21 protein-coding genes are annotated in these 22,369 nt (G+C 72.2%); 15 read left to right on the forward strand and 6 right to left on the reverse strand.

The genetic code is table 11. The features are described from left to right. Nucleotides 1-67: 67 nt before the first annotated feature. From JT723_RS24285 to JT723_RS24320, 8 genes are all read left to right on the forward strand, one after another. Nucleotides 68-715, forward strand: a complete 648-nt coding sequence (locus tag JT723_RS24285; protein WP_205046908.1) for an HAD family hydrolase — start codon at nt 68-70, stop codon at nt 713-715. Between the two features lie 95 nt (nt 716-810). Further along, nucleotides 811-2,034 carry an MFS transporter gene (locus tag JT723_RS24290; protein WP_240166121.1) on the forward strand — a complete coding sequence of 408 codons (1,224 nt, stop codon included), beginning with the start codon at nt 811-813 and terminating at the stop codon, nt 2,032-2,034. After that, complete coding sequence (locus JT723_RS24295; protein ID WP_205046909.1) at nt 2,003-3,193, forward strand: acetoin utilization protein AcuC; 1,191 nt, start codon at nt 2,003-2,005, stop codon at nt 3,191-3,193. Before JT723_RS24290 ends, JT723_RS24295 begins: the two co-directional genes overlap by 32 nt. A 147-nt stretch (nt 3,194-3,340) precedes the next feature. After that, the gene (locus JT723_RS24300; protein WP_205046910.1) at nt 3,341-4,162 is read left to right on the forward strand and encodes a phosphatase; all 822 of its coding nucleotides are present in this window, start codon (nt 3,341-3,343) and stop codon (nt 4,160-4,162) included. A 128-nt stretch (nt 4,163-4,290) separates the two neighbouring features. Further along, nucleotides 4,291-4,503 carry a helix-turn-helix domain-containing protein gene (locus JT723_RS24305; RefSeq protein ID WP_031524045.1) on the forward strand — a complete coding sequence of 71 codons (213 nt, stop codon included), beginning with the start codon at nt 4,291-4,293 and terminating at the stop codon, nt 4,501-4,503. A gap of 18 nt (nt 4,504-4,521) precedes the next feature. Further along, a complete protein-coding gene (locus JT723_RS36570) occupies nt 4,522-4,737 on the forward strand; it encodes a 30S ribosomal protein bS22 (RefSeq protein WP_443608210.1) in 216 nt (71 codons plus the stop codon). 167 nt (nt 4,738-4,904) lie between these two features. Further along, nucleotides 4,905-5,972, forward strand: coding sequence for an NAD-dependent epimerase/dehydratase family protein (locus tag JT723_RS24315; RefSeq protein WP_205047022.1), 1,068 nt, complete (start codon nt 4,905-4,907; stop codon nt 5,970-5,972). Next, complete coding sequence (locus JT723_RS24320; protein ID WP_205046911.1) at nt 5,954-7,087, forward strand: lysophospholipid acyltransferase family protein; 1,134 nt, start codon at nt 5,954-5,956, stop codon at nt 7,085-7,087. The genes JT723_RS24315 and JT723_RS24320 overlap by 19 nt, the downstream gene beginning before the upstream one ends. A 57-nt stretch (nt 7,088-7,144) precedes the next feature. Here the strand turns inward: JT723_RS24320 and JT723_RS24325 are convergent, their stop codons facing one another. From JT723_RS24325 to JT723_RS24335, 3 genes are all read right to left on the reverse strand, one after another. Continuing rightward, nucleotides 7,145-8,365: a DUF5667 domain-containing protein gene (locus tag JT723_RS24325; protein WP_205046912.1), complete on the reverse strand. Its 1,221-nt coding sequence runs from the start codon at nt 8,363-8,365 to the stop codon at nt 7,145-7,147. A 202-nt stretch (nt 8,366-8,567) separates the two neighbouring features. After that, complete coding sequence (locus JT723_RS24330) at nt 8,568-9,371, reverse strand: ECF subfamily RNA polymerase sigma factor, BldN family (RefSeq protein WP_205046913.1); 804 nt, start codon at nt 9,369-9,371, stop codon at nt 8,568-8,570. A gap of 297 nt (nt 9,372-9,668) precedes the next feature. Beyond that, nucleotides 9,669-10,607, reverse strand: a complete 939-nt coding sequence (locus tag JT723_RS24335; protein ID WP_205046914.1) for an HAD family hydrolase — start codon at nt 10,605-10,607, stop codon at nt 9,669-9,671. An 83-nt stretch (nt 10,608-10,690) separates the two neighbouring features. Between JT723_RS24335 and JT723_RS24340 the strand changes: the two genes are divergently transcribed. From JT723_RS24340 to hemB, 7 genes are all read left to right on the forward strand, one after another. Next, the gene (locus tag JT723_RS24340) at nt 10,691-10,936 is read left to right on the forward strand and encodes a glutaredoxin family protein (RefSeq protein ID WP_240166122.1); all 246 of its coding nucleotides are present in this window, start codon (nt 10,691-10,693) and stop codon (nt 10,934-10,936) included. 89 nt (nt 10,937-11,025) lie between these two features. Continuing rightward, nucleotides 11,026-11,742, forward strand: a complete 717-nt coding sequence (locus JT723_RS24345; protein ID WP_251512339.1) for a 3'-5' exonuclease — start codon at nt 11,026-11,028, stop codon at nt 11,740-11,742. Nucleotides 11,743-11,873: 131 nt separating this feature from the next. Beyond that, on the forward strand, nt 11,874-12,584 hold the full coding sequence (locus JT723_RS24350; protein ID WP_033177671.1) for a redox-sensing transcriptional repressor Rex: 711 nt from the start codon (nt 11,874-11,876) through the stop codon (nt 12,582-12,584). Between the two features lie 100 nt (nt 12,585-12,684). Beyond that, complete coding sequence (locus tag JT723_RS24355; protein ID WP_205046916.1) at nt 12,685-14,016, forward strand: glutamyl-tRNA reductase; 1,332 nt, start codon at nt 12,685-12,687, stop codon at nt 14,014-14,016. Between the two features lie 134 nt (nt 14,017-14,150). Beyond that, nucleotides 14,151-15,119, forward strand: coding sequence for a hydroxymethylbilane synthase (gene hemC / locus JT723_RS24360; RefSeq protein WP_205046917.1), 969 nt, complete (start codon nt 14,151-14,153; stop codon nt 15,117-15,119). Between the two features lie 113 nt (nt 15,120-15,232). After that, nucleotides 15,233-16,810, forward strand: coding sequence for a bifunctional uroporphyrinogen-III C-methyltransferase/uroporphyrinogen-III synthase (locus JT723_RS24365; RefSeq protein WP_240166133.1), 1,578 nt, complete (start codon nt 15,233-15,235; stop codon nt 16,808-16,810). A gap of 73 nt (nt 16,811-16,883) precedes the next feature. Next, a complete protein-coding gene (hemB, locus tag JT723_RS24370) occupies nt 16,884-17,867 on the forward strand; it encodes a porphobilinogen synthase (protein ID WP_205046919.1) in 984 nt (327 codons plus the stop codon). A 3-nt stretch (nt 17,868-17,870) separates the two neighbouring features. Here hemB and JT723_RS24375 read toward each other — a convergent pair whose 3' ends face one another. The 3 genes from JT723_RS24375 to argS form a co-directional block, all read right to left on the reverse strand. After that, nucleotides 17,871-19,037, reverse strand: a complete 1,167-nt coding sequence (locus JT723_RS24375) for an acyltransferase family protein (RefSeq protein WP_205046920.1) — start codon at nt 19,035-19,037, stop codon at nt 17,871-17,873. 75 nt (nt 19,038-19,112) lie between these two features. After that, entirely contained in the window at nt 19,113-20,348 is a 1,236-nt protein-coding gene (locus JT723_RS24380; RefSeq protein WP_205046921.1) for a PP2C family protein-serine/threonine phosphatase, read from the reverse strand. Between the two features lie 156 nt (nt 20,349-20,504). After that, nucleotides 20,505-22,301 carry an arginine--tRNA ligase gene (argS, locus tag JT723_RS24385; protein ID WP_205047024.1) on the reverse strand — a complete coding sequence of 599 codons (1,797 nt, stop codon included), beginning with the start codon at nt 22,299-22,301 and terminating at the stop codon, nt 20,505-20,507. Nucleotides 22,302-22,369: the final 68 nt, after the last annotated feature.

Below are 22,369 nucleotides of genomic sequence, written 5' to 3' on the forward strand. Positions count from 1 at the left end.
GTCAGCCCCCGTGCCGTGCACGGGGGCTGACGCTTTTCTGCGTTCTGCGGCCCTGTACCGTGTGGCCATGCCCTACGACCTGGTCATCTTCGACAACGACGGCGTTCTCGTCGACAGCGAGCGGATCTCCAACCGCATCCTGGCGGACTGCCTGACCGAGGCCGGGTTCCCGACGACCTTCGAGGACTCGGTCAGGGACTTCATGGGTGCCGCGATGCACCGCGTGCACGATGTCGTCCGGGAGCGGGGCGGCGGGAGTCTGCCCGAGGGGTTCGACGCGGGTTATCACGCCCGTGTCTTCGCGGCGTTCGAGCGGGAGTTGGAGCCGGTCGAGGGTGTCGCCGTCGTCCTGGAGAAGCTGGCGGCGGACGGGGTGCCGTACTGCCTGGCGTCGTCCGGGGGGCATGAGCGGATCAGGGTGGCGCTGCGGAAGACCGGGCTGTACGAGAGGTTCGGGGAGGAGCGGATCTTCTCGTCGCAGGACGTGGGGCGGGGGAAGCCGGCGCCTGACCTGTTCCTGCACGCGGCCCGCACGATGGGGGTGCTGCCGGAGCGGTGTGCCGTGGTGGAGGACAGCGGGCTGGGGGTGGCGGCGGCGCGGGCGGCCGGGATGGCGGTGTTCGGTTACACGGCGATGACGCCGGCGGCGAAGCTCGCGGACGCCAGTGCCCTGTTCTCCGTTATGGCCGAGCTGCCCGACCTGCTGTTCCGCTGACCCGCGGGGAATTCCCGGGTACGGGGGACCGCGAGGCAGGATCGTGACTCCGCGCACCTACTCATCCGTAGCTTTCGCGTCTACCGTGCTCGCTTATGGACGACGACGCTCGCCCGCAGTCCCTGCGGTACGGCCGTGCGGCCCTCGCGGTCAGCTTCTTCGCGCAGGGGGCGCTCTTCGCGTTGCTGGTGACCCGGATTCCGGCGATCCAGGACCGCTACGGGATCAGTGACGGGCTGCTGCCGGTGTTCCTGGCCGCGGTGCCGATCCTGGCGGGTCTGGGCAGCGTCGCGACCGAGCAGCTGGTCAAGCGGCTGCGGCCGAGTGTGGTGCTGCGCTGGGTGCAGCCGGTGGTGGCGCTGGTGCTGGTCGGCCTGGGGGCCGGGTCGAGCATGTGGGTGGCCGGTGTGACGCTGGCGCTGTTCGGGGTGTGCGTCGGCGGGCTGGACGCGTCGATGAACATGCTCGGGGTGAGCCTGCAGCGGGAGTACGGGCGCAGCATCATGCTGGGCTTCCATGCCGCGTACAGCCTGGGCGGCATCATCGGGGCGTCGCTGGCCTGGTCGGGTGCGCACTGGCACGTCTCGCTCGTGGCGCTGTACGGGCCCGCGGTGCTGGTGCTGATCCCGCTGACGCTAGTGGCGAGCCGCTGGTACCGGGACGCGTTCGACGCACCCGCGGGCACGGACACCGGCCAGGCCGCCCAGCAGGAGACGCAGCCGGTGGTGATGCGGCTGCTGATGCCGCTCTGCCTGGTGATGGCGTTCGCGTACATCGGCGACTCGACGGTCTCCAACTGGAGCGCGAAGTACCTGCAGGACACCCTGCACAGCTCCGAGCAGCTCTCGACGGTCCCCTACGCCGTCTACATGGTGACGACGCTGCTGGGCCGCTCGGTGGGCGACTTCGGGGTGCGGCGGTTCGGTGCGGTGGCGGTGGTGCGGCTTGGCACGGTCGTGGCCATGGCGGGGTTCGCGGTCGTGGCGGTGGCGCCGGGTGCGTGGGTCGGGATGCTGGGCTTCACGCTGCTGGGGTTCGGGCTGTGCGTGATCGTGCCGCAGACCTTCGCGGCTGCCGGGCGGCTCTTCCCCGGGGCGTCGGACACGGCCATCGCGCGGCTGAACGTCTTCAACTACGTGGGTTTCCTGGTGGGGTCGCCGCTGGTGGGCGCGCTGGGTGACGCGTGGAGCTACCGCGGCGCCATGCTCGTACCGATGGTGCTGGTGGGGTTGACGCTGCACTACGCCAGGTCATTCGGTGCGGAGTCCGCCGGGTACGGTGTCGGCCATGAGCGGCCGAGCACAGTTGATGTGGGATGAGCGGGTCACCGGTTACGACTTCGGCCCAGGGCATCCGATGGACCCGGTGCGGCTGTCGCTCACCAGGGACCTGGTGCGGGCCTTCGGGCTCGACCCGGCGCTGCGGGTGGTGGCGGCCCCGGCGGCCGGCGAGTCGACGCTGAGGTTGGTGCACGACGCGGAGTACGTGGCCGCGGTGCGGCAGGCGTCGGGGGAGCCGGCGTCGGCGGCAGCGGCGTACCGGGCGTACGCCGCCTACGGTCTGGGGACCGAGGACAACCCGGTCTTCCCGGGGATGCACGAGGTCTCGGCGCTGATCGCGGGGCAGTCGGTGGCGGCGGCCGAGGCGGTGTGGCGGGGTGAGGCGGCGCACGCGGTGAACTTCGCGGGCGGGCTGCACCATGCGATGCCGGGGGCGGCGGCGGGCTTCTGCGTCTACAACGACGCGGCTCTCGCGGTGGCGCGGCTGCTGGAGCTGGGCGCGGAGCGGGTGGCGTACGTCGATGTGGACGTCCACCACGGCGACGGGGTGCAGACGGCCTTCTGGGACGACCCGCGGGTGCTGACGATCTCGCTGCACGAGCATCCGCGCACTCTCTTCCCGCACACCGGCTGGCCGGAGGAGACCGGTGGGCCGGGGGCCGAGGGCGGGGCGGTGAACGTGGCGCTGCCGCCGGGGACGGGGGACGCGGGGTGGCTGCGGGCCTTCCACGCGGTGGTGCCCGAGCTGCTGGCCGCCTTCCGGCCGCAGGTGCTGGTCAGCCAGCACGGGGCGGACACGCATGTGGAGGACCCGCTGGCGCACCTGGCGGTGACCGTGGACGCCCAGCGGATGGTCGCGGAGGCCTGCCACGCGCTGGCGCACGAGCACGCGGAGGGGCGCTGGGTGGCGCTGGGGGGCGGCGGCTACGCGGTGACCGACGTGGTGCCGCGGACGTGGACGCATCTGGTGGCGATCGCGGCGGGCGCGCCGGTTGCGCCGGAGTCGGCGGTTCCGCAGGAGTGGCGGCAGGAGGTCTACGCGCGCACCAGGCGGCCTGCGCCGCTGCGGATGACCGATGGGAGGCAACCGCGCTGGACGGGCTTCGAGGAGGCCGGCTACGACCCCGCGGACCGGCTGGACCAGGCGGTGCTGGCGACGCGGCGGGCGGTCTTCCCGCTGCACGGGCTGCTGCCGTAGGAGACATGCCGTAGGAGGCGTGGGGCAGGGGGCCGGGTGCCGGAGTCGTACCCGTTGGTGCGCGGGCCGTTGTTCGGGCCGGTACCTGTAGGGTGAATTTGGCGGTTTCCGCACGCCTTGGGCGAGTTGGGCCGTCACGATCATGCTGTGGTGAGTGTCGGCGCGCTGCGCGCGCATTTGGTGGCGGCCGGGCTGGCCGGTCAGGTCGCGACGCCGCGGGAGAAGAGCCTGGCAAGCTATCGGCTGTTCGCGGCGCGCGACCCGCGGCAGACGCTGGGGCTCGACCCGGCGGGGGAGTGGACGGCGGCCGACCTGCTGCGGCTGATGGCCGACCGGTGCGGGGTCTCGCCCGATCCGGAGCTGACGTCGGGTCCCGACGCGATCGACCCGGACTGTACGGTGGCGGCGCTCGACGCGTTCGCTGAGCGGCTCGCGCGGGCCGCCCGTGACCGCATTCCGATCCTCTTGGGCACAGGACATCCACATCGCCTCCTCGGTTTCTACGCATCTTTGGCCGCGGCTCTCTCGGCGGCGGGATGTGTCGTCCTCACCCCTGCGTATGGGCGCGACGTGGACGTGCCCACGCAGTTCGGCGTACGCCGCCATCATTTGTGGTACGTCGGAGGAGTCGCCGTGGCCCGCCCGGTGGACACGGACAGTGACCGTCCGCCGGTCGAGCCGGGCGCCCACACCCACTCGCCGCTGCCCGTCAGAGCGGCTCTCGCGGCGGCCGCGGAACAGGGCGGAATGCTGCCGCGGCTGGTCGTCGGAGATCACGGATTCGTGTGCGGCGCAGGTCAGTTGGGCATTGAAGCCATCGGTCTTGCGGACTGCGACGACCCCGCGGTATTCGTCGCCGAGGCGGAGGGCAGCGTATCGGTCGCGGTGCCCGTCGACGACGCCGTGAGGTCCGACTACTACCGGCCATTGACGCGCTACGTACTCAAGCGTGCCTGGCTGTCCCAGTAGTCAACCATTGGCAACTCCTCTTCCCCACTTACCTCATGCGCCCCTAATCTGGGGGGGAGCGCACGCGCCGCTTTGAGTCGCCGGAGGGGAAGCCGGTGCCCGGCGTGTGCGGAAGGTTCAGGTGTGACATGGCTACTACTGAAACGCGGCCTCTGAACGAGGTCGTTTTCCTCACCGTCGCCGAAGTGGCGGCGGTGATGCGGGTGTCGAAGATGACGGTGTACCGCCTGGTGCACAGCGGTCATCTGCCGGCGATTCGCGTGGGTCGTTCGTTCCGGGTCCCGGAGCAGGCGGTGCACGAGTACCTGCGCGAGTCCTACGTGGGGGTGGAATCTGCCTGAGAAGGCCCTGACGGGCAGATGACCGTCCGCGTGGGCCTCGTTTATGTCCGTCCGCTCCGGGCGGGTAGGCTTGGCCGACGTAGGTCGTGTGGGCTCGGACGCCCCGCACCGAGTGAAACCGAAGCGAGGGTAGTCGTGGGCTCTGTCATCAAGAAGCGGCGTAAGCGTATGGCCAAGAAGAAGCACCGCAAGCTGCTGAAGCGGACGCGTGTCCAGCGCCGCAACAAGAAGTAAGCGGGCGACTTTTCCGCCGCACTTCCTGCCCTCCCCCACCGCCGCACGGCGGCCGGGGGAGGGCAGTGGCATGTCCGGCGGGCAACAGGTGCATGTCGGGGGGCGCGCGGGGGAGGCGCAGGGGATACGGTGCGGGTAAACCCCGAGGAAGGCGCTGAACCGTGGGCGTGGGCAAGGTGGTGCTCGTCACAGGCGCCGCGCGGCAGCTCGGCGGCAGGTTCGTCCGGCGGATCGTGCACGACCCCCAGGTCGCGCGGGTCGTCGCCGTCGACGCGGTGCCGCCGGAGCAGGACCTGGGCGGTGCGGAGTTCGTCAGGGCCGACATCCGGCAGCCGGTGATCGCCAAGGTGCTGGCACAGCACTCCGTGGACACCGTGGTGCACCTGGACGTCACCGGCACCCCGCTGGGCTCCGGCGGCCGCACCCAGGTCAAGGAGACCAACGTCATCGGCACCATGCAGCTGCTCGGCGCCTGCCAGAAGGCGCCGACCGTGCAGCGGCTGGTCGTGAAGTCCACCACCAGCGTCTACGGCTCCGCGCCGCGCGACCCCGCGGTCTTCCACGAGACGACGCCGGTCAAGTCGCTGCCCAGCGGCGGCTTCGCCAAGGACGCCGTCGAGGTCGAGGGGTACGTACGCGGCTTCGCCCGCCGCCGGCCCGACGTCGCGGTGGCGGTGCTGCGCTTCGCGAACATCCTCGGACCCGACGCGGACACCCCGCTCGCGGAGTTCTTCGCGCTGCCGGTGCTGCCCACCGTCTTCGGCTACGACCCCCGGTTGCAGTTCGTCCACCAGGACGACGTGCTGGACGTGCTGGTGCTCGCCGCCTTCGACGCCCGCCGCGGCACCCTCAACAGCGGCACGTTCAACATCGCGGGCGACGGGGTGCTGCTGCTGTCGCAGACCGCCAGGCGGCTGGGCAAGCCCACCGTGCCGGTGCTGCTGCCCGCGGTGACCTGGCTCGGGCAGGTGCTGCGCACGGCTGGCGTGACGGACTTCGCACCCGAGCAGATCCGGCTGCTCACGCACGGCCGGGTCGTCGACACCACGCAGATGCGCGACACCCTCGGCTTCGAGCCGACGTACACCACCGCCGAGACCTTCCACGACTTCGCCCGCAGCCACGGCCCGGGGCTGCTGCCCCCGGCCCGGCTCGCCGCCGCCGTGGACCGGCTCGCCGCGGCGGTGCCGCCCGCCCACGGGAAGGAGCAGGGACCATGGCCGACGCCAAGGTGATCCCCTTCGACGAGGACTCGCGCGGCCGGCGCGGCTCCGGCCGCCACCGCCCCGGGCGCGGCCGTACGCCCGCGCCCGGCAGGGCCGCGGACGGCGTGCAGCCGCCGCTGGCCGCGGTGCCCGAGGACGGCGCCGTACCGCAGCCACCGCAGCCCGGCATTCCCGCGCAGGCCGCGGGCGGCCGCCCGGTCGAGCCGCCGGCCGGGGAGCCGCCGGGGGAGCCGCGCGGCGACCTGGCCGCGGCCGTCGGGGCGGTCGCCGACCGGGTGCTCGGCGGCGACTGGGAGCGCAAGGTCGCCTCGGGCCTCGCCTTCCTGCGGCGCCGGGTCACCGGCGAGTACGAGGTCGACGAGTTCGGCTACGACGCCGAGCTGACCGACCAGGTGCTGATGTCGCTGCTGCGGCCGATGTTCGGGGCGTACTTCCGGGTCGAGGTCCGCGGCATCGAGAACATCCCCGCCGAGGGCGGGGCACTGGTCGTCTCCAACCACTCGGGGACGCTGCCGCTGGACGGCCTGATGGCCCAGGTCGCCGTGCACGACCACCACCCCGCGGGCCGCCATCTGCGGCTGCTGGCCGCCGACCTGGTCTTCATGATGCCGCTGGTCAACGAGCTGGCCCGCAAGCTCGGCCACACGCTGGCGTGCGCGGAGGACGCGGAGGTCCTGCTGGAGCGCGGTGAGGTCGTCGGGGTGATGCCCGAGGGCTTCAAGGGCATCGGCAAGCCCTTCGCCGACCGCTACAAGCTGCAGCGTTTCGGGCGCGGCGGCTTCGTGGCGACGGCGCTGAAGACGAAGGTGCCGATCGTGCCGTGCTCGGTGGTGGGGGCCGAGGAGATCTACCCGATGGTCGGGAACTCCCGCACGGTGGCGCGGCTGCTGGGCCTGCCGTACTTCCCGCTGACGCCGACCTTCCCCTGGCTGGGGCCTGCGGGCCTGGTGCCGCTCCCCACGAAGTGGGTGATCCAGTTCGGCGAGCCGATCCCCACGGACGGCTACCCGCCGGAGGCGGCGGAGGATCCGATGCTGGTCTTCAACCTGACCGACCAGGTCCGCGAGACGATCCAGCACACCTTGTACGAGCTGCTGGTCCAGCGCAGGTCGGTCTTCTTCTGAACGGCCCGTGAGCGGTCCGGGGTCGCCCTCCCCGCCGGGAGGGCGACCCCGGACCGCTCATCCCTCGTCGTCGGTGGTCGTGCCCAGGCCCAGGCCGGGGAGGAGGCCGGGGAGGAGCGGGGGGAGGGTCACGGAGTGGCCCGAGGGGATGGACGGGGACGGGGAGTCCGGGGTCGGCAGGGTCGGGAGCGGGCCGAGCGGGTTCGTCCCGCCGATGAGCCCGTCGGCCGGCGTCGTACCGGACGGCGTGGGGCTCGCGCTCTGCGTGCCGGCGCCGTTGTCCTCGGGCGTGGCCGGGGCGGAGGCGGACGGCGCGGCGGGCGAACCGCCGGAGGGGCCGGAGTCCGAGGAGCCGCCGCCCCCGTGGGTGCGCTCGCCCTTCTTCGGCTGCGGAAGCAGCGCCTGCAGCGGGGCGACCTCCTGGTCTATGGCGTCGAAGACCGAGGAGACCTGCTCGGAGACGTCGGTGAGCTGGCTGGGCAGCTTGCCGCGCAGGTCGGTCCAGCCCTGGCGGTGCGCCGCCGAGAAGGAGTTGAGCGTCTCGATCGGCTGGAGCGAGCCGTCCTCCTGGTAGGCCTGGCTGAGCAGCCGGTGGCCCTCGGAGGCCTCCTGGTGCATGCCCGACAGGGCCTTGCGCACCTCGGAGACCGACTCGTCGTCGAGCGGTCCGCCGCGGCCGCGGTCCATGAGGCGGCGGGCCTCCTGCAGGCGCGTGGAGGCCATGTCGAGGTAGACCTTGCCACGGGAGGCGTCCCCGTTGGCCATGTCGAGCTTGAGGTCCTCCATACCGCGCTTGAGGCCGTAGAGGGTGTCGCCGGGCAGCGCGTTGGTGCTGGCCGCCGCGACTCCGCCGAAGGCGCCCGCCGCGACCCCGACGGTGAGCCCGCCGACGGCGAGCCGCCGGGAGAGCTTGCTGGTCGGGGTGAGTTTGCGCAGCCGGTGGCTGCCGCCCTGCCCGTCGCCGCGCTGCTCGGGCACCCGGGCGGTGGCCGGGAAGCTGCCGTCGGCGAGCGCCTGCTCCATCGCGGCGATCAGCTGGGCCCGCTGCACGGTCTTGCGCTCGGGGTCGAGCACCGGCCTGGGCTGCTCGGTGAGCGCCGTGGCCAGGGCGAGCAGGGCGCCCTGCTCGGGGTCGGCGTGCCGGGCCGCGGCGTGGCTGCCGTGGGCGTGGCCGCCCTGCTGCCGCTCCGGTGCGCCGGCGCCCTCCTGGGCGGCCGCGTCCTCAAGGGCCTGGGCGAAGGCGTTCGCCCGGCGGTGTGCCGTTGCCTGTCCGATCACGGGCGGCACCTCCTCTCGTCATCCACACTCGACTCCCCGTGCCGCCCGTGGGTTGCGCTGCATGCCACCCTTGCACCCGATCGAGTGAAACGCGGCAGCCGTGGCCTTCCGGCGCCGGGCACAAGTTGTCTGCATGTGAAGCAACGAGTGCCGCGCCAGTTGGGTTACGCAGGTGTGATGATCGTGCGGGGCCACCGAGGTCTCACCTCGCGTCGTCTGGCAGGAGTCTGGCGAGGGTGCGCACGGCCCGGTACTGCAGGGTCTTGATCGCGCCCTCGTTCTTTCCCATGACGCGGGCGGTCTCGGCCACGGAAAGGCCCTGCAGGAAGCGCAGGGTCACGCACTCCTGCTGCTGCGGGTTGAGCTTGCGCACCGCGGTCAGCAGCGCCTCGTTGGACAGCGACTCCAGGACGGAGTCCTCGGGGCTGCGGGCGACCTCGTTGGCGTCCAGCATTTCGCCGGTGGTCACTTCGAGCCGGAACCGGCTCGACTTGAAGTGGTCGGCGACCAGGTTGCGGGCGATGGTGACCAGCCAGGCGCCGAAGTCGCGGCCCTGCCAGGTGAAGGTGCCGATCCTGCGCAGGGCGCGCAGGAAGGTCTCGCTGGTGAGGTCCTCGGCGGTCGCCTTGGAGCCGACCCGGTAGTAGATGTAGCGGTAGACCGTGTCGCTGTAGTGGTCGTACAGCCGGCCGAAGGCCTCGGTCTCGCCGTCCTGGGCGCGTTCGACCAGGTCCATCATCCGGCCGGAGTCGGTGTCGGAGGAGGGGCGGCGGGCGTGGGTGCCGTGGGCTGCGGCGTTGGTTCCTGCCGCGCCCTGGCTGGTGCGGGTGCGTCTGCCTGCGGCTGTGCTGACTTCGGCCAGCGCGTACGCCGGGCCGGGGACGGTGGGACCTGACGTGGCGAGGGCGGGCAGGGCGTACGCGGGGACTGTGCGCATCAGTCGGTCGAGCACCAGTGCGCGCAACGCAGCCAGGCCGGAGGTGTCAACCCCGTCGTGTGGGTACACGGGACTCCCAGAGGCAGAACTTCCATCACGTGCAGTACGGGACCGTTCACCCGTCGTGGCGACGCGTGGGTTCCGGATTGCGTCTGAGGAGAATAACGCTTCGTACAGGCGACGCTACACCGAGTTGCGCAAATCGCCGTTTGCGCCACTTCCTGTACGGAATGGTGATCGACCAATTATCGAACAGGCGGCCCCTGTTGACCACTTCTGTTCGTGAACAGCTCGCGCAGAGGCCGTGTTGTGAGCGTGTGCGCGGCGCCGGACACCGGCGGTGGGCCTACTACCGGCGCATCCTTGTCACTTGCGGCGGCGGCTGATCGCGATCGCCGCCGCGGCGCCGCCCGCGACCGCGCCCATGCCGGCCGCGGCCGGGATGCCGATCCTGGCCGCCTTGCGCCCGGTGCGGTAGTCGCGCAGCCGCCAGCCCTCGGCGCGGGCGTGCTTGCGCAGCCGGCTGTCGGGGTTGATCGCGTACGGGTGGCCGACCAGGGACAGTATCGGGATGTCGTTGTGCGAGTCGCTGTAGGCGGCGCAGCGCGACAGGTCCAGATCCTCGCTCATCGCCAGCGCCCGCACCGCCTCGGCCTTGGCCGGGCCGTGCAGCGGCTCGCCGACCAGCCGCCCCGTGTAGACGCCGTCGACGGACTCGGCGACCGTGCCGAGCGCCCCGGTCAGGCCGAGCCTGCGGGCGATGATGGTGGCCGTCTCCACGGGTGCGGCCGTGACCAGCCACACCCGCTGGCCCGCGTCCAGGTGCGCCTGCGCCAGGGCGCGGGTGCCGGGCCAGATCTTCCCGGCCATGTACTCGTCGTAGATCTCCTCCCCGATGGACATCAGCTCCTCGACGCGGTGCCCCTTGACGATGGACAGCGCGCTGTCACGGGCGTCCTGCATGTGCTCGGGGTCCTCGGCACCGGCCATCCGGAAGTACGCCTGCTGCCACGCGAAACGCAGCAGGTCGCGGGTGTCGAAGAAGTGCCGCTTGTACAGGCCGCGCCCGAAGTGGAAGATCGCGGCGCCCTGCATCACGGTGTTGTCGAGGTCGAAGAACGCGGCGGCGCGCGGGTCGCCCGACACCGGGAAGGCGTCGGCCTGCGCCGGCTCGGGTGCGGGCTCCTGCGGCCGGGGCTTCGTCGCGAGTGCCGCCTCCGCGGCGGCAGCGGCGGCCTCGCCGGCCAGCACGCTCCGCTCCGTGGCGGAATGCCTGCGGGGGGTGAGCCATCTGATAGCGGCCATAGCGCGAGCATAACGACCCCGTGCGACATGGCCGGTTCGGCCACGATGCGGGTACGTGAACCGCTGGCGTCACAATGTGCCGTATGACGACTGCCAGGACCGTGACGCTGATCGGGAAGCCCGGGTGCCATCTGTGCGACGACGCCCGCGCCGTGGTGCAGGAGGTCGCGGCGGAGGCCGGGGCCGCCGTGGTCGAGCAGGACATCACGCAGGACGAGGAGCTGTACCGCCGCTACTGGGAGCAGATCCCCGTCGTCCTGGTCGACGGCGAGCAGCACACCTTCTGGCGTGTCGACGCCGAGCGGCTGCGCCGGGCACTGGCGGCATGACCGGCTGCGCGGCCTGACCCGCTCTGCGGCCTCGGGTAGGATCGAGGGCGTTTTGTACGGCCGGGGGCGATGTGTGAGGAGCGTGCCGAGTGCCCTCGGTGGTCACAACCGCGGCGAGCGGTTACGCGGTGGTCGACGTCGAGGCGACCGGTTCGTCGTCGCGGCGGCACCGGGTGGTCGAGCTGGCGCTGGTCCTGCTGGACCGCGACCTCGAACCCGAGGGCGAGTTCACGACCCTGGTCGACCCGCAGGGCCCGGTCGGCCCCACGCACATCCACGGCATCGAGCCCGCGCACCTCGGCGGTGCGCCGCGCTTCGCCGGCATCGCCGCCCGGCTGCTGACCCTGCTGCGCGGCCGGGTGCTGGTCGGGCACAACGTCGGCTGCGACCGGGCCTTCCTGGCCGCCGAGTACGCGCGGGTCGGGGTGCGGCTGCCGGCCGTGCCCGAGGTGTGCACGATGCGGCTGGCCGCCGACCGCCACCGCGAACACCCGGTGCCCTGCGGGCTGTCGCTGCGCGCATGCGTGCAGGAGCTGGGAGTGACCGGCTGGACCCCGCACACCGCGCTGGGCGACGCCCGCGCCACGGCGGCGCTTTTCGGCCACTTTGTGGCGCAGTCCCGTCTCGCGGCCGGCGGGGCGGCCGGCGCCGGGGCGTCCGTACTGGAGCGGCAGTTGTTGCAGGCTGCAGGTGTCCGCTGGCCCGAGGCCCCCGGTCTGCTGGCGGCGGCGGACGCGCTGTGGAAGCGCCGCAGCAACGATTCGCCACGGCAAAGCGTGCCCAATGTCCGTAATGGGAGTGCGTGATGCCCATCACTTCCGCCGGGCAAAACGGACACCATCTTTGTGCACGCGTTCACAAAGACATAGCCTGGCGTGCACGGGGCGGCTCCAAAGACCGTGGTCGCCCTCAGCCCAGCTCTACCCGCAGGAGCACCGTGGCAACTGGCCGATCGCACCGACCGGCGACCCGCAGCCGAGGGATTCCCGAGGCCACCGTCGCCAGGCTTCCGCTGTACCTGCGGGCGCTGACCGCTCTGTCCGAGCGATCCGTGCCCACCGTGTCCTCGGAGGAGCTAGCCGCCGCTGCCGGAGTCAACTCGGCCAAGCTGCGCAAGGACTTCTCCTATCTCGGCTCGTACGGCACGAGGGGCGTCGGCTACGACGTCGAATACCTCGTCTACCAGATCAGCCGCGAACTGGGCCTCACCCAGGACTGGCCGGTCGTCATCGTCGGTATCGGCAACCTGGGCGCCGCCCTCGCCAACTACGGCGGGTTCGCCTCCCGCGGCTTCCGCGTCGCGGCCCTGCTGGACGCCGACGCCTCGCTGGCCGGCCGCCTGGTCGCGGGCCTGCCGGTGCGGCACATCGACGAACTCGAAGCGATCGTCGCCGACAACCAGGTGTCGATCGGGGTCATCGCGACCCCGGCCGGCGCCGCACAGGAGGTCACCGACCGGCTGGTCAACGCCGGGGTGACCTCGATCCTCAACTTCGCCCCCACCGTGCTGTCGGTGCCGGACGGCGTGGACGTACGCAAGGTCGACCTGTCCATCGAGCTGCAGATCCTCGCCTTCCACGAGCAGCGCAAGGCGGGCGAGGGGCGACAGGAGCCCGACGGGGACGTACCCGCCGTGATGCCCGCATGAGCGAGCACAGCATGGGGGCACCCCCGGCCGGAGGCTGGGGGAGAATCATCAGAAGGTGCGCCCCGGACGAAGGCCGGCCCGAGCGAAGCGAGGGACGCGCATGAGCCTTCTGGTCGTCGGGCTTTCGCACCGCAGTGCGCCGGTGAGCGTGCTGGAGCGGGCCGCGCTCACCGAGGACGCGCGCGGCAAGCTGCTGCAGGACGCGCTGGCCGCCGAGCCGGCGAGCGAGGCGGTGGCGCTGTCCACCTGCAACCGCATCGAGCTGTACGCCGACGTCGACAAGTTCCACGCCGGTGTCGCCGAGCTGTCCACGCTGCTCGCCCAGCACAGCGGTGTCGGCCTGGAAGAGCTGACCCCGCACCTGTACGTGCACTACGAGGACCGTGCCGTCCACCACCTGCTGTCGGTGGCCTGCGGCCTGGACTCCATGGTCGTCGGCGAGGGCCAGATCCTCGGCCAGATCAAGGACGCCCTCGCGGTCGGCCAGGAGCTGCACACCGCGGGCCGGCTGCTCAACGACCTGTTCCAGCAGGCACTGCGGGTCGGCAAGCGCGCACACTCCGAGACGGGCATCGACCGGGCCGGTCAGTCGCTGGTCACCTTCGGGCTGGCCCAGCTCGCCCCCGCGACCGGCCCGCTGGCCGGCAAGCGCGCCCTGGTCGTCGGCGCGGGCTCGATGTCCTCGCTGGCCGCCGCCACCCTGGCCCGCGCCGGCGTCGCCCACCTGACGATCGCCAACCGCACCCCCGAGCGTGCCGTCCGGCTGGCCGCCCAGCTCACCGAGCAGGGCACCCGGGCGCAGGCGGTCAGCATGACCCGGCTGGCCGCCGCACTGGCCGAGGCCGACCTCGTGGTCTCCTGCACCGGCTCCACCGGCCTGGTGCTCTCCGCCGACGACCTGCGCGCCGCCGGCCGGCCGCTGGCCGTACTGGACCTGGCCATGCCGCGGGACGTCGACCCGGCCGCGCACGGCCTCGACGGTGTGGTGCTGGCCGACATCGAGTCGCTGGCCGCCGCGTCCGCCGACGCCCCCATGGCTGCCGACGTGGACGCCGTCCAGGCGATCGTCGCCGAGGAGGTCGCCGCCTTCGGCGCCGCCCAGCGCGCCGCCAGGATCACCCCGACCGTGGTGGCGCTGCGCGCGATGGCGGCCGACGTCGTGGCGGGTGAACTTTCCCGGCTCGACGGTAGGCTGCCCGATCTGGACGACAAGCAGCGCGCGGAGATCACCCAGACCGTGCGCCGCGTCGTCGACAAGCTCCTGCACGCGCCGACCGTGCGGGTCAAGCAGCTCGCGGGCGAGCCCGGCGGCGCCGGGTACGCCGACGCGCTGCGCGAACTCTTCGACCTCGACCCGCAGGCGGTCGCCGCCGTCAGCCGGGCCGAGACCCGGCCCAAGGCCGTGGAGCAGAACCGAATCGAGGCTGGCTGATGACCAAGGCGGTACCTGAGGAGCGCCCCGAAGGAGGCGCTGGGGGTACCCCCAGGCGAAGCCCTGGGGGCGGAACTGCGCGAGCAGCCGAAACGGATCCGCAGTCGGCAGCGCGCCGGGACGCACCGAGCTCGATGCCGTCCGCCGGTGCCGCGCCGCCGCTGCGGCTTGGCACGCGCAGGAGCAAGCTGGCGATGGCCCAGTCCGGCATGGTGGCGGACCAGGTCCGCGACCTGACCGGCCGCGAGGTCCGGCTCGTGGAGATCACCACCTACGGCGACGTCTCACGCGAGAGCCTGGCCCAGATCGGCGGCACCGGCGTCTTCGTCTCGGCGCTGCGGGACGCCCTGCTCGCCGGTGAGATCGACTTCGCCGTGCACAGCCTGAAGGACCTGCCGACCGCCGCCCCGCAGGGGCTGACGCTCGCCGCCATCCCGGTCCGCGAGGACCCGCGGGACGCACTGGTGGCCAGGGACGGGCTGACCTTCGAAGCGCTGCCCCCCGGCGCCCGGGTCGGCACGGGCTCGCCGCGCCGCACGGCCCAGCTCAACGCGTGGGCGCGGTCACACGGTCTGAACGTCGAGACGGTACCGATCCGTGGCAACGTTGACACCAGGATCGGGTACGTTACTTCCGGCAAGCTCGACGCCGTCGTGCTGGCCGCCGCCGGGCTGAACCGTATCGGCAGGATCGCTGAGGCGACCGAGCTGATCGCCGCCGACGCCGTACTGCCCGCCCCCGGCCAGGGGGCACTGGCCGTCGAGTGCGCCGCTTCCAACCCGGAGCTGGCCGCACAGCTCGCCGGGCTCGACGACCCGTTCACCCGGGTCGCCGTGACCGCCGAGCGATCCCTGCTCGCCGCCCTCGAGGCCGGCTGCAGCGCCCCTGTGGGCGCGCTGGCCGACCTCGTGGCCGACGGGCAGACTTCCGAGCTGCGCCTGCGCGGCGTCGTCGGCACCACCGACGGCACCTCGCTGGTGCAGATGTCCATCACCGGTCCCGTACCGGCGTCCGACGACGAAGCGCGTGCCCTGGGCCGCGAACTCGCCGACGAGATGCTCGCCAAGGGTGCGGCCGGTCTTATGGGGGAGCGCGCACTTTGAACCCCGCCGCCGTCGCTGCTACGACGAACACCGCCGCCGGTACGGCCCTTTCGGCCGGCACCACCGCAAGTCCCGGCTCCGCCGGGCGGTCCGCAACCGGTCACGTCACCTTCCTGGGTGCCGGGCCCGGTGACCCCGGGCTGCTGACCCTGCGCGCCGTCGAGGCGCTCGCCCACGCCGACCTGCTGGTCGGCGACAGGCCCGTGCTCGACGTCGTCCGCACCCACGCCCGCACGGACGTGAACACGGCGGAACCGGCCGCGGACGGTGAGGTGTTGGACACCTCCGCCATCGCCGATGCCGCTTCACAGCTTGTCATGGCGTCCGCGCGGACCGGCAAGCGGGTGGTGCGTGCGGTGGCCGGCGACCCCGGGCTCGACGCCTGCGCCGCCGCGGAGATGCTGGCCTGCGCCCAGGCGGGCATCCCCTTCGAGGTCGTCCCCGGCATCGCCAGCGCGGTGGGCGTGCCTGCCTACGCCGGTGTGCCGCTCAGCGGCGACGTGCGCTTCGTGGACGCGGCCACCGCGTCCGACAGGTGCTGGAGCGAGGTCGGCGCGAGCGACGCGACACTGGTGGTCTCCACGACGCTGCAGACGGTCGCCGCGACCGCCGCCGAGCTGATCGGCTCGGGCCGCAGGCCCGACACCCTGCTGTCGGTGACCGTGGCCGGCACCACCACCCGGCAGCGCACCTGGACCGCGACGCTGGCCACCATCGCGGCGGAGCTGAAGGCGACCAAGGCGCTGCCGACGCCTGAGGGCCCGATCGCGGCGATAGCCGTGGTCGGGGAGCGGGCCGGCCAGCGCGAGCACCTGTCGTGGTTCGAGACCAAGCCGCTGTTCGGCTGGCGGGTGCTCGTGCCGCGCACCAAGGAGCAGGCCGCGTCGCTCTCCGACCAGCTGCGCTCGTACGGTGCGGTGCCGCACGAGGTGCCGACCATCGCGGTCGAGCCGCCGCGCACCCCGCAGCAGATGGAGCGCGCGGTCAAGGGCCTGGTCACCGGGCGCTACGAGTGGATCGCCTTCACCTCGGTCAACGCCGTCAAGGCCGTGCGGGAGAAGTTCGAGGAGTACGGCCTGGACGCCCGCGCCTTCGCCGGGATAAAGGTCGCAGCCGTCGGCGAGCAGACCGCGCAGGCGCTGGTCGAGTTCGGCGTCAAGCCGGACCTGGTGCCCAGCGGCGAGCAGTCCGCGGCCGGGCTGCTGGAGGACTGGCCGCCCTACGACCCGGTCTTCGACCCGATCGACCGGGTGTTCCTGCCGCGCGCCGACATCGCCACCGAGACGCTGGTGGCGGGCCTGGTCGAGCTGGGCTGGGAGGTCGACGACGTGACCGCCTACCGGACGGTGCGCGCCTCGCCGCCGCCGGCCGACACCCGTGAGGCCATCAAGGGCGGCGGTTTCGACGCGGTGCTCTTCACCTCGTCCTCGACCGTGCGCAACCTCGTCGGCATCGCGGGCAAGCCGCACAACGTCACGGTGATCGCCTGCATCGGCCCCGCGACGGCCAAGACCGCCGAGGAGCACGGGCTGCGGGTCGACGTGATGGCGCCCGAGCCGTCCGTGCACGCCCTCGCGCAGGCGCTGGCCGACTTCGGCGTCGCCCGCCGTGAGGCCGCGGCCCTCGCGGGCGACCCGGTCACCCGGCCCAGCGAGCGCCGCCCCGGCGCCCGCCGCCGCGCCCGCGTCTGAGCCCGAACCCGGGGCTCCCGCCGCCGACTCGGCGTCGGGAAGAGCACGCCCCGGGCGGGCGTACCGTGGAGGAATGGTGAGCTACGGTGAGTTCCCCGGGGCGCGGCCGCGACGGCTGCGTACGACCCCGGCGATGCGGCGCCTGGTCGCGGAGACCCGGCTGGACGCGGCGGAGCTGATCCTGCCGGCGTTCGTACGCGAGGGTATCAGCGAGCCGCAGGCGATCTCCTCGATGCCCGGCGTCTACCAGCACACCCGCGACAGCCTGCGCAAGGCCGCCGTCGAGGCGGCGACCGCGGGTGTCGGCGGGATCATGCTGTTCGGGGTGCCCGAGGTCAAGGACGCGGTCGGCAGCCAGGGCACGGAGCCCGACGGCATCCTGCAACTGGCCATCAGGGACGTCGTCGAGGAGGTCGGCGACGCGCTCGTGGTCATGTCCGACCTGTGCCTGGACGAGTACACCGACCACGGCCACTGCGGCGTCCTGGACGCCGAGGGCCGGGTCGACAACGACGCCACCCTGGAGCGCTACGCCGAGATGGCCCAGGTCCAGGCGGACGCCGGCGTCCACGTGGTCGGCCCCTCGGGGATGATGGACGGCCAGGTCGGCGTGGTCCGCGACGCGCTGGACGAGATCGGCCGGCAGGATGTGGCGATCCTGGCGTACACCGTGAAGTACGCCTCCGCCTACTTCGGCCCCTTCCGCGAGGCCGTGAACTCCTCGCTCAAGGGCGACCGCAAGACCTACCAGCAGGACCCGGCGAACTTCCGCGAGTCGATGCGCGAACTGGCCCTCGACCTCGCCGAGGGCGCCGACATGGTGATGGTCAAGCCCGCGCTGCCGTACCTGGACGTGCTGCGCAAGGTCGCCGACACCGTGGACGTACCGGTGGCGGCGTACCAGATCTCCGGTGAGTACGCGATGGTCGAGGCGGCCGCGGCCAACGGCTGGATCGACCGCGAGCGCGCCATCATGGAGGCGCTCACCTCGATCCGCCGGGCCGGCGCCAACATGATCCTGACGTACTGGGCGACCGAGGTCGCCCAGCGCCTGTAGCTCCTACGACGGCGGCCGCACCGCGGCGGCCCGGGCCGGGGACAGCCAGTTCTTCAGCCAGGCCGCCGCGGGGCGTTCGATGAGCCGGTGGATGAGGTAGGCCGCCAGGACCATGACCGGCACGATGCACGCCACCAGCGCGTACGGCGACATGTGGTGCCGCCCGTGCCGGATGATCTCCCAGCCGATGTCCTCGTGGATCAGGTACAGCGGGTAGGTGATCGAGCCGGCCACCGTCATCCAGCGCCAGTTGATGAAGTCCAGCTTGCCCAGGGCCGCCGCGATCACCACCGCGTAGAAGAGGGTGACGAGCACCATGGACACCGTCCAGGACTCGTCGACCTTGGTGACCCGCTCGGAACCGGCCACCAGGACCTTCATCTGGTGCTGCCCGTCCAGCCAGGAGGCGGCGGTCAGCAGCCACAGCTCGGGGCGCGGCCCGAAGCGGTACATCAGGTAGATCGCGACACCGCCGATGAAGAACGGCGAGTAGACGGGGTTGGCGACGACGTTGAGCAGCTTGTCGCCGGTGGCCTCGGCGATGACCGAGGCGGCCAGCCAGATGACGCAGAAGCTGACGACCCTGCGGTAGGTCAGGCCCATCACGACGACGACGGCGAAGAGCATGTAGAAGCGCAGCTCCGCCCACAGCGACCAGTACACGCCGTCCACGTCGTGGACGTGCAGCCCCTGCTGCACCATCGTGGCGTTGGTCAGCACGTCGGTGAGTTCCAGCTTGGTGCCGCCGGGCCGGAAGTACAGCACGGCCGTGGTGAGGATCAGGCCCACCCAGTACGCCGGGTACAGGCGGATGAAGCGGGACACCGCGAACTGCCGCGGTGTGCGCCCCCAGCAGGACAGGCAGATCACGAAGCCGCTGATCAGGAAGAACAGGTACACCCCGAGCCAGCCGTATATCGCGAACTTGTTCCCGGTCGGGAAGACCGCGGCCGTGCTCTTGCCCCAGTAGTGCACCCGGTTGTAGGCCATGTAGTGGTAGGCGACGACCATCAGCGCGGCGACCAGCCGCAGCCCGTCCAGGACGTACAGCCGCCGCTTGCCGGGGTGCTTGGCCACCGGCGGTGCGGGGCGCGGGTCGGGATCGGCGCGTGGCAGTGGCACCGCGGCGTGCCTGGGGAGGATCCGGCCCTCGTCCACGGGTGAGGTCATTCGCTGTGTCCCGCCTTATCTGTCCTGCCGGCACGTCACACGTGAAGGGGACACGTGCGGGAACAAACTATCGTGTCACAGCCGCAGGACGACCAGGGCGGTGTCGTCGGTGGCACCGGTCGGCGGGATCAGCTCGGCGAGCAGCGTGTCGGCCAGGCTCTCCGGGTCGAACAGCGCCCGGTGCCGCAGTGCGGACGCCAGCCGTGCCAGCCCCACGTCGATGTCCTCGTGGCGCCGCTCGATCAGCCCGTCGGTGTACAGGACCAGGGTGGAGCCGGCCGTGAAGTCCACGGTGGCCTGCGGTCGCGGCTGGTGGTCCGGGCGGGCGCCGAGCGGCGGGTCGGTGGCCTGGTCGAGGAACTGCACCGAGCCGTCGGGGTGCAGCAGCGCGGCCGGCGGGTGGCCCGCGTTGCTGTACGTGATGGTGCGCTCCGGCCAGTCGATGAAGGCCTTGACCACCGTGGTGGACTCGGCGCCCTCCACGGACCTGGCGTACAGCCCGAGCGCGTCCAGCGCCTCCGCGGGACCGGAGGTGACCCGGGCGGCGGCGCTCAGCGCGCTTCTGAGCTGGCCCATCACGCTGGCGGCACTCAGGCCGTGCCCGACGACGTCGCCGACGGCGACCGAGGCGCGGTCGCCCGGCAGCTCCACCAGGTCGTACCAGTCGCCGCACACGTTGAGCGCGCTGACCGCGGGCTGGTAGCGTACGGCGGCCCGGTGGCCGACGGGGCGGGGCGCGGGCAGCAGCGCGGCCTGCAGGGTCAGCGCCACTTCCCGCTCGCGGGCGTGCGCCTCGCGCATCCGCGCGTTCACCTCCTGCAGCTCGCGCGCCCGCATGTACAGCTCGGCCCTCAGCTTGGCGTCGTCGGGCCGGCCGCCGCTCTGTGCCCGCATGAAGGCCGTGACCTCCTCGACCCGGTGGGCGATCAGCACGACCTCGCCTGCGGCGTCGAGGATCGGGGTGTTGATCGTGCTCCAGTAGCGCTCCTCGAACGTGCCGGGGCGGTCGGGAAGCTCGACGTCGTAGCGCTGGAGGGCGAGGCTGTCGCGCTCCCGGGTGGCGAGCACATGGCGCAGGGAGGCGCCCAGGCTCGTCGGGCCGTTCGCGGTGTCCGCCCGCTGGGGGCTGTCCGGGAAGACGTCGAAGATGTAGCGGCCGGTGAGGTCGTCCAGGGAGCGGCCGGACAGCAGCACATACGCGTCGTTGGCGTCGGCGAAGCACAGCTCGGGGGTGAGCAGCGCGATACCGGCGGGCAGCCTCTTGTAGACCGCCCGGTAGTCGATCTCCGGTTGCGTCCCCTCTTCCGCCACGTGCCGCCTGCCCGCTTCGTGCCGACATTGCCCTACCCACCATCGCACCACAGGTGGCCTGCCCCCGCCCGCCGAGGCGGGGGCAGCTGCGGCACCCGGCGTACGGGCGGCGGGCGCACGGCCCACTGCGGGCCTGTCGCGGGGCCTACTGCGGGGTCAGAGCCGCTCGGGGGCGCGGATCCCGAGCAGCCACAGGCCCTGCCGCAGGGTGCGGGCGGTCACGTCGCACAGGAACAGCCGGTTCTCCACCTGGGCCGGGCCGCCGTCGGCGGTGAGCACCGGGCACTGCTCGTAGAAGGTGGTGAAGAGCGAGGCGAGGTGGAAGAGGTAGGACGCCAGCCGGTGCGGCTCGTAGACCCCGGCGACCTCGGCGAGGGTGTCGCCGAAGGCGTCCAGGTGCAGGCCGAGCGCCCGCTCGGCTGCCTCCAGCGGCAGCTCGGGGTGCGCGACCGCCCGCTGCCCCTCCCCGGCCTTGCGGAAGATCGACCGGGTCCTGGCGTAGGCGTACTGCACGTAGACGCTGGTGTCGCCGTTGAGCGACACCATCCGGTCGAGGTCGAAGACGTAGTCCCGGCCGAGGGAGGTGGACAGGTCGGCGTACTTCACCGCGCCGATGCCGACCTGGACGCCGTTGGCGGTGATCTCCTCCTCGGTCAGGCCGATCTTCTCGCCCTTCTCCCTGACCACGGCCGTGGCCCGCTGCACCGCCTCGTCCAGCAGGTCCTCCAGCTTGACGCTCTCGCCCGCCCTGGTCTTGAACGGCTTGCCGTCCTTGCCCAGCAGGGTGCCGAACGGCAGGTGCCGCGCGGTGACCTCGTCGGTGAGCCAGCCGGCCCGCCTGGCGGTCTCGAAGACCATCCGGAAGTGCAGCGACTGCCGGACGTCGACCACGTAGAGCAGGGTGTCGGCGTGCAGGTCGCCGGTCCTGTTGCGGATCGCGGACAGGTCGGTGGCCGCGTAGCCGAAGCCGCCGTCGGTCTTGCGGACGATCAGCGGGACCGGCTCACCGTCCTTGCCCTTGATGTCGTCGAAGAAGACGCACAGCGCGCCGTTCGACCACACCGCGACACCGGACTTCTCCAGCAGGTCGCAGGTCTCGACCAGCATGTCGTTGTAACCGGACTCGCCGACGATGTCCTCGTCGCGGATCTCGATGTCCAGCTTGCGGTAGACCGAGTCGAAGTAGATCTTCGACTCGTCCACGAACCGCTGCCACAGCGCGACCGTCTCCGGGTCGCCCGCCTGCAGGTCCACCACCCGGCGCCTGGCCCGCTCCTTGAAGGCCTCGTCGGACCTGAACAGCGCGCCCGAGGCCTTGTAGGTCCGGTCGAGCCGGGACATCGAGGCCTCGCCCGTGTCGCCCTCGTCCTCGCTGTGGTCCAGCTCGTGCGGGTGCTCGATCAGGTACTGCACGAGCATGCCGAACTGGGTGCCCCAGTCGCCGATGTGGTGCCTGCGCACGACCTGCTCGCCGCCGAACTCCAGGATCTTCACGATCGCGTCGCCGATCACCGAGGACCGCAGGTGGCCGACGTGCATCTCCTTGGCCACGTTCGGCTGCGCGTAGTCGACCACGGTGGTGCCCGGGTGCTCCTTGAGCGGCACCCCGAGCCGGTCGTCGGCGGCCCGGGCGGCGAGATTGCGGGTGATGGCCGCGTCGGACACGGTGATGTTGAGGAAGCCGGGACCCGACACCTCGACCGCGGCGATCGTGTCGTCGCCGTCGGCGCCCGCGCCACCCGCGGTGGGCAGCGCGGCGGCGACCTCGGCGGCCAGCACCCGCGGGTCGGCCTTCTGCCGCTTGGCCAGGCCCAGCACGCCGTTGGCCTGGAAGTCCGCCCGGTCGCTACGTCGCAGCAGCGGGTCGGCACCGGTGGCCGACGGCACGGCCGCCGCGAGGGCGGCCGAGACACGCTGCTGGAGCGAGGCGGAAAGGGAAGCGACCGAGGCCATGGAGGTGCCGTTTCGTGTGTCGGGATCGTGGGTGTGCAGCACGTGGTCGCGCCACGCGGCTGCGAGCC

It is taken from the genome of Actinacidiphila bryophytorum (genome assembly GCF_016916835.1).
Classification (GTDB): Bacteria; Actinomycetota; Actinomycetes; order Streptomycetales; family Streptomycetaceae; genus Actinacidiphila; species Actinacidiphila bryophytorum.

Coding starts and splice junctions, on each gene's coding strand:
- JT723_RS24335 (WP_205046914.1), bottom strand. CDS start 10,607: ATGGCCGCTATCAGATGGCTCACCCCCCGCAGGCATTCCGCCACGGAG.
- JT723_RS24295 (WP_205046909.1), top strand. CDS start 2,003: ATGAGCGGCCGAGCACAGTTGATGTGGGATGAGCGGGTCACCGGTTAC.
- JT723_RS24285 (WP_205046908.1), top strand. CDS start 68: ATGCCCTACGACCTGGTCATCTTCGACAACGACGGCGTTCTCGTCGAC.
- JT723_RS24305 (WP_031524045.1), top strand. CDS start 4,291: ATGGCTACTACTGAAACGCGGCCTCTGAACGAGGTCGTTTTCCTCACC.
- hemC (WP_205046917.1), top strand. CDS start 14,151: ATGCCGTCCGCCGGTGCCGCGCCGCCGCTGCGGCTTGGCACGCGCAGG.
- JT723_RS24340 (WP_240166122.1), top strand. CDS start 10,691: ATGACGACTGCCAGGACCGTGACGCTGATCGGGAAGCCCGGGTGCCAT.
- JT723_RS24290 (WP_240166121.1), top strand. CDS start 811: ATGGACGACGACGCTCGCCCGCAGTCCCTGCGGTACGGCCGTGCGGCC.
- hemB (WP_205046919.1), top strand. CDS start 16,884: ATGGTGAGCTACGGTGAGTTCCCCGGGGCGCGGCCGCGACGGCTGCGT.
- argS (WP_205047024.1), bottom strand. CDS start 22,301: ATGGCCTCGGTCGCTTCCCTTTCCGCCTCGCTCCAGCAGCGTGTCTCG.
- JT723_RS36570 (WP_443608210.1), top strand. CDS start 4,522: ATGACCGTCCGCGTGGGCCTCGTTTATGTCCGTCCGCTCCGGGCGGGT.
- JT723_RS24355 (WP_205046916.1), top strand. CDS start 12,685: ATGAGCCTTCTGGTCGTCGGGCTTTCGCACCGCAGTGCGCCGGTGAGC.
- JT723_RS24320 (WP_205046911.1), top strand. CDS start 5,954: ATGGCCGACGCCAAGGTGATCCCCTTCGACGAGGACTCGCGCGGCCGG.
- JT723_RS24375 (WP_205046920.1), bottom strand. CDS start 19,037: ATGACCTCACCCGTGGACGAGGGCCGGATCCTCCCCAGGCACGCCGCG.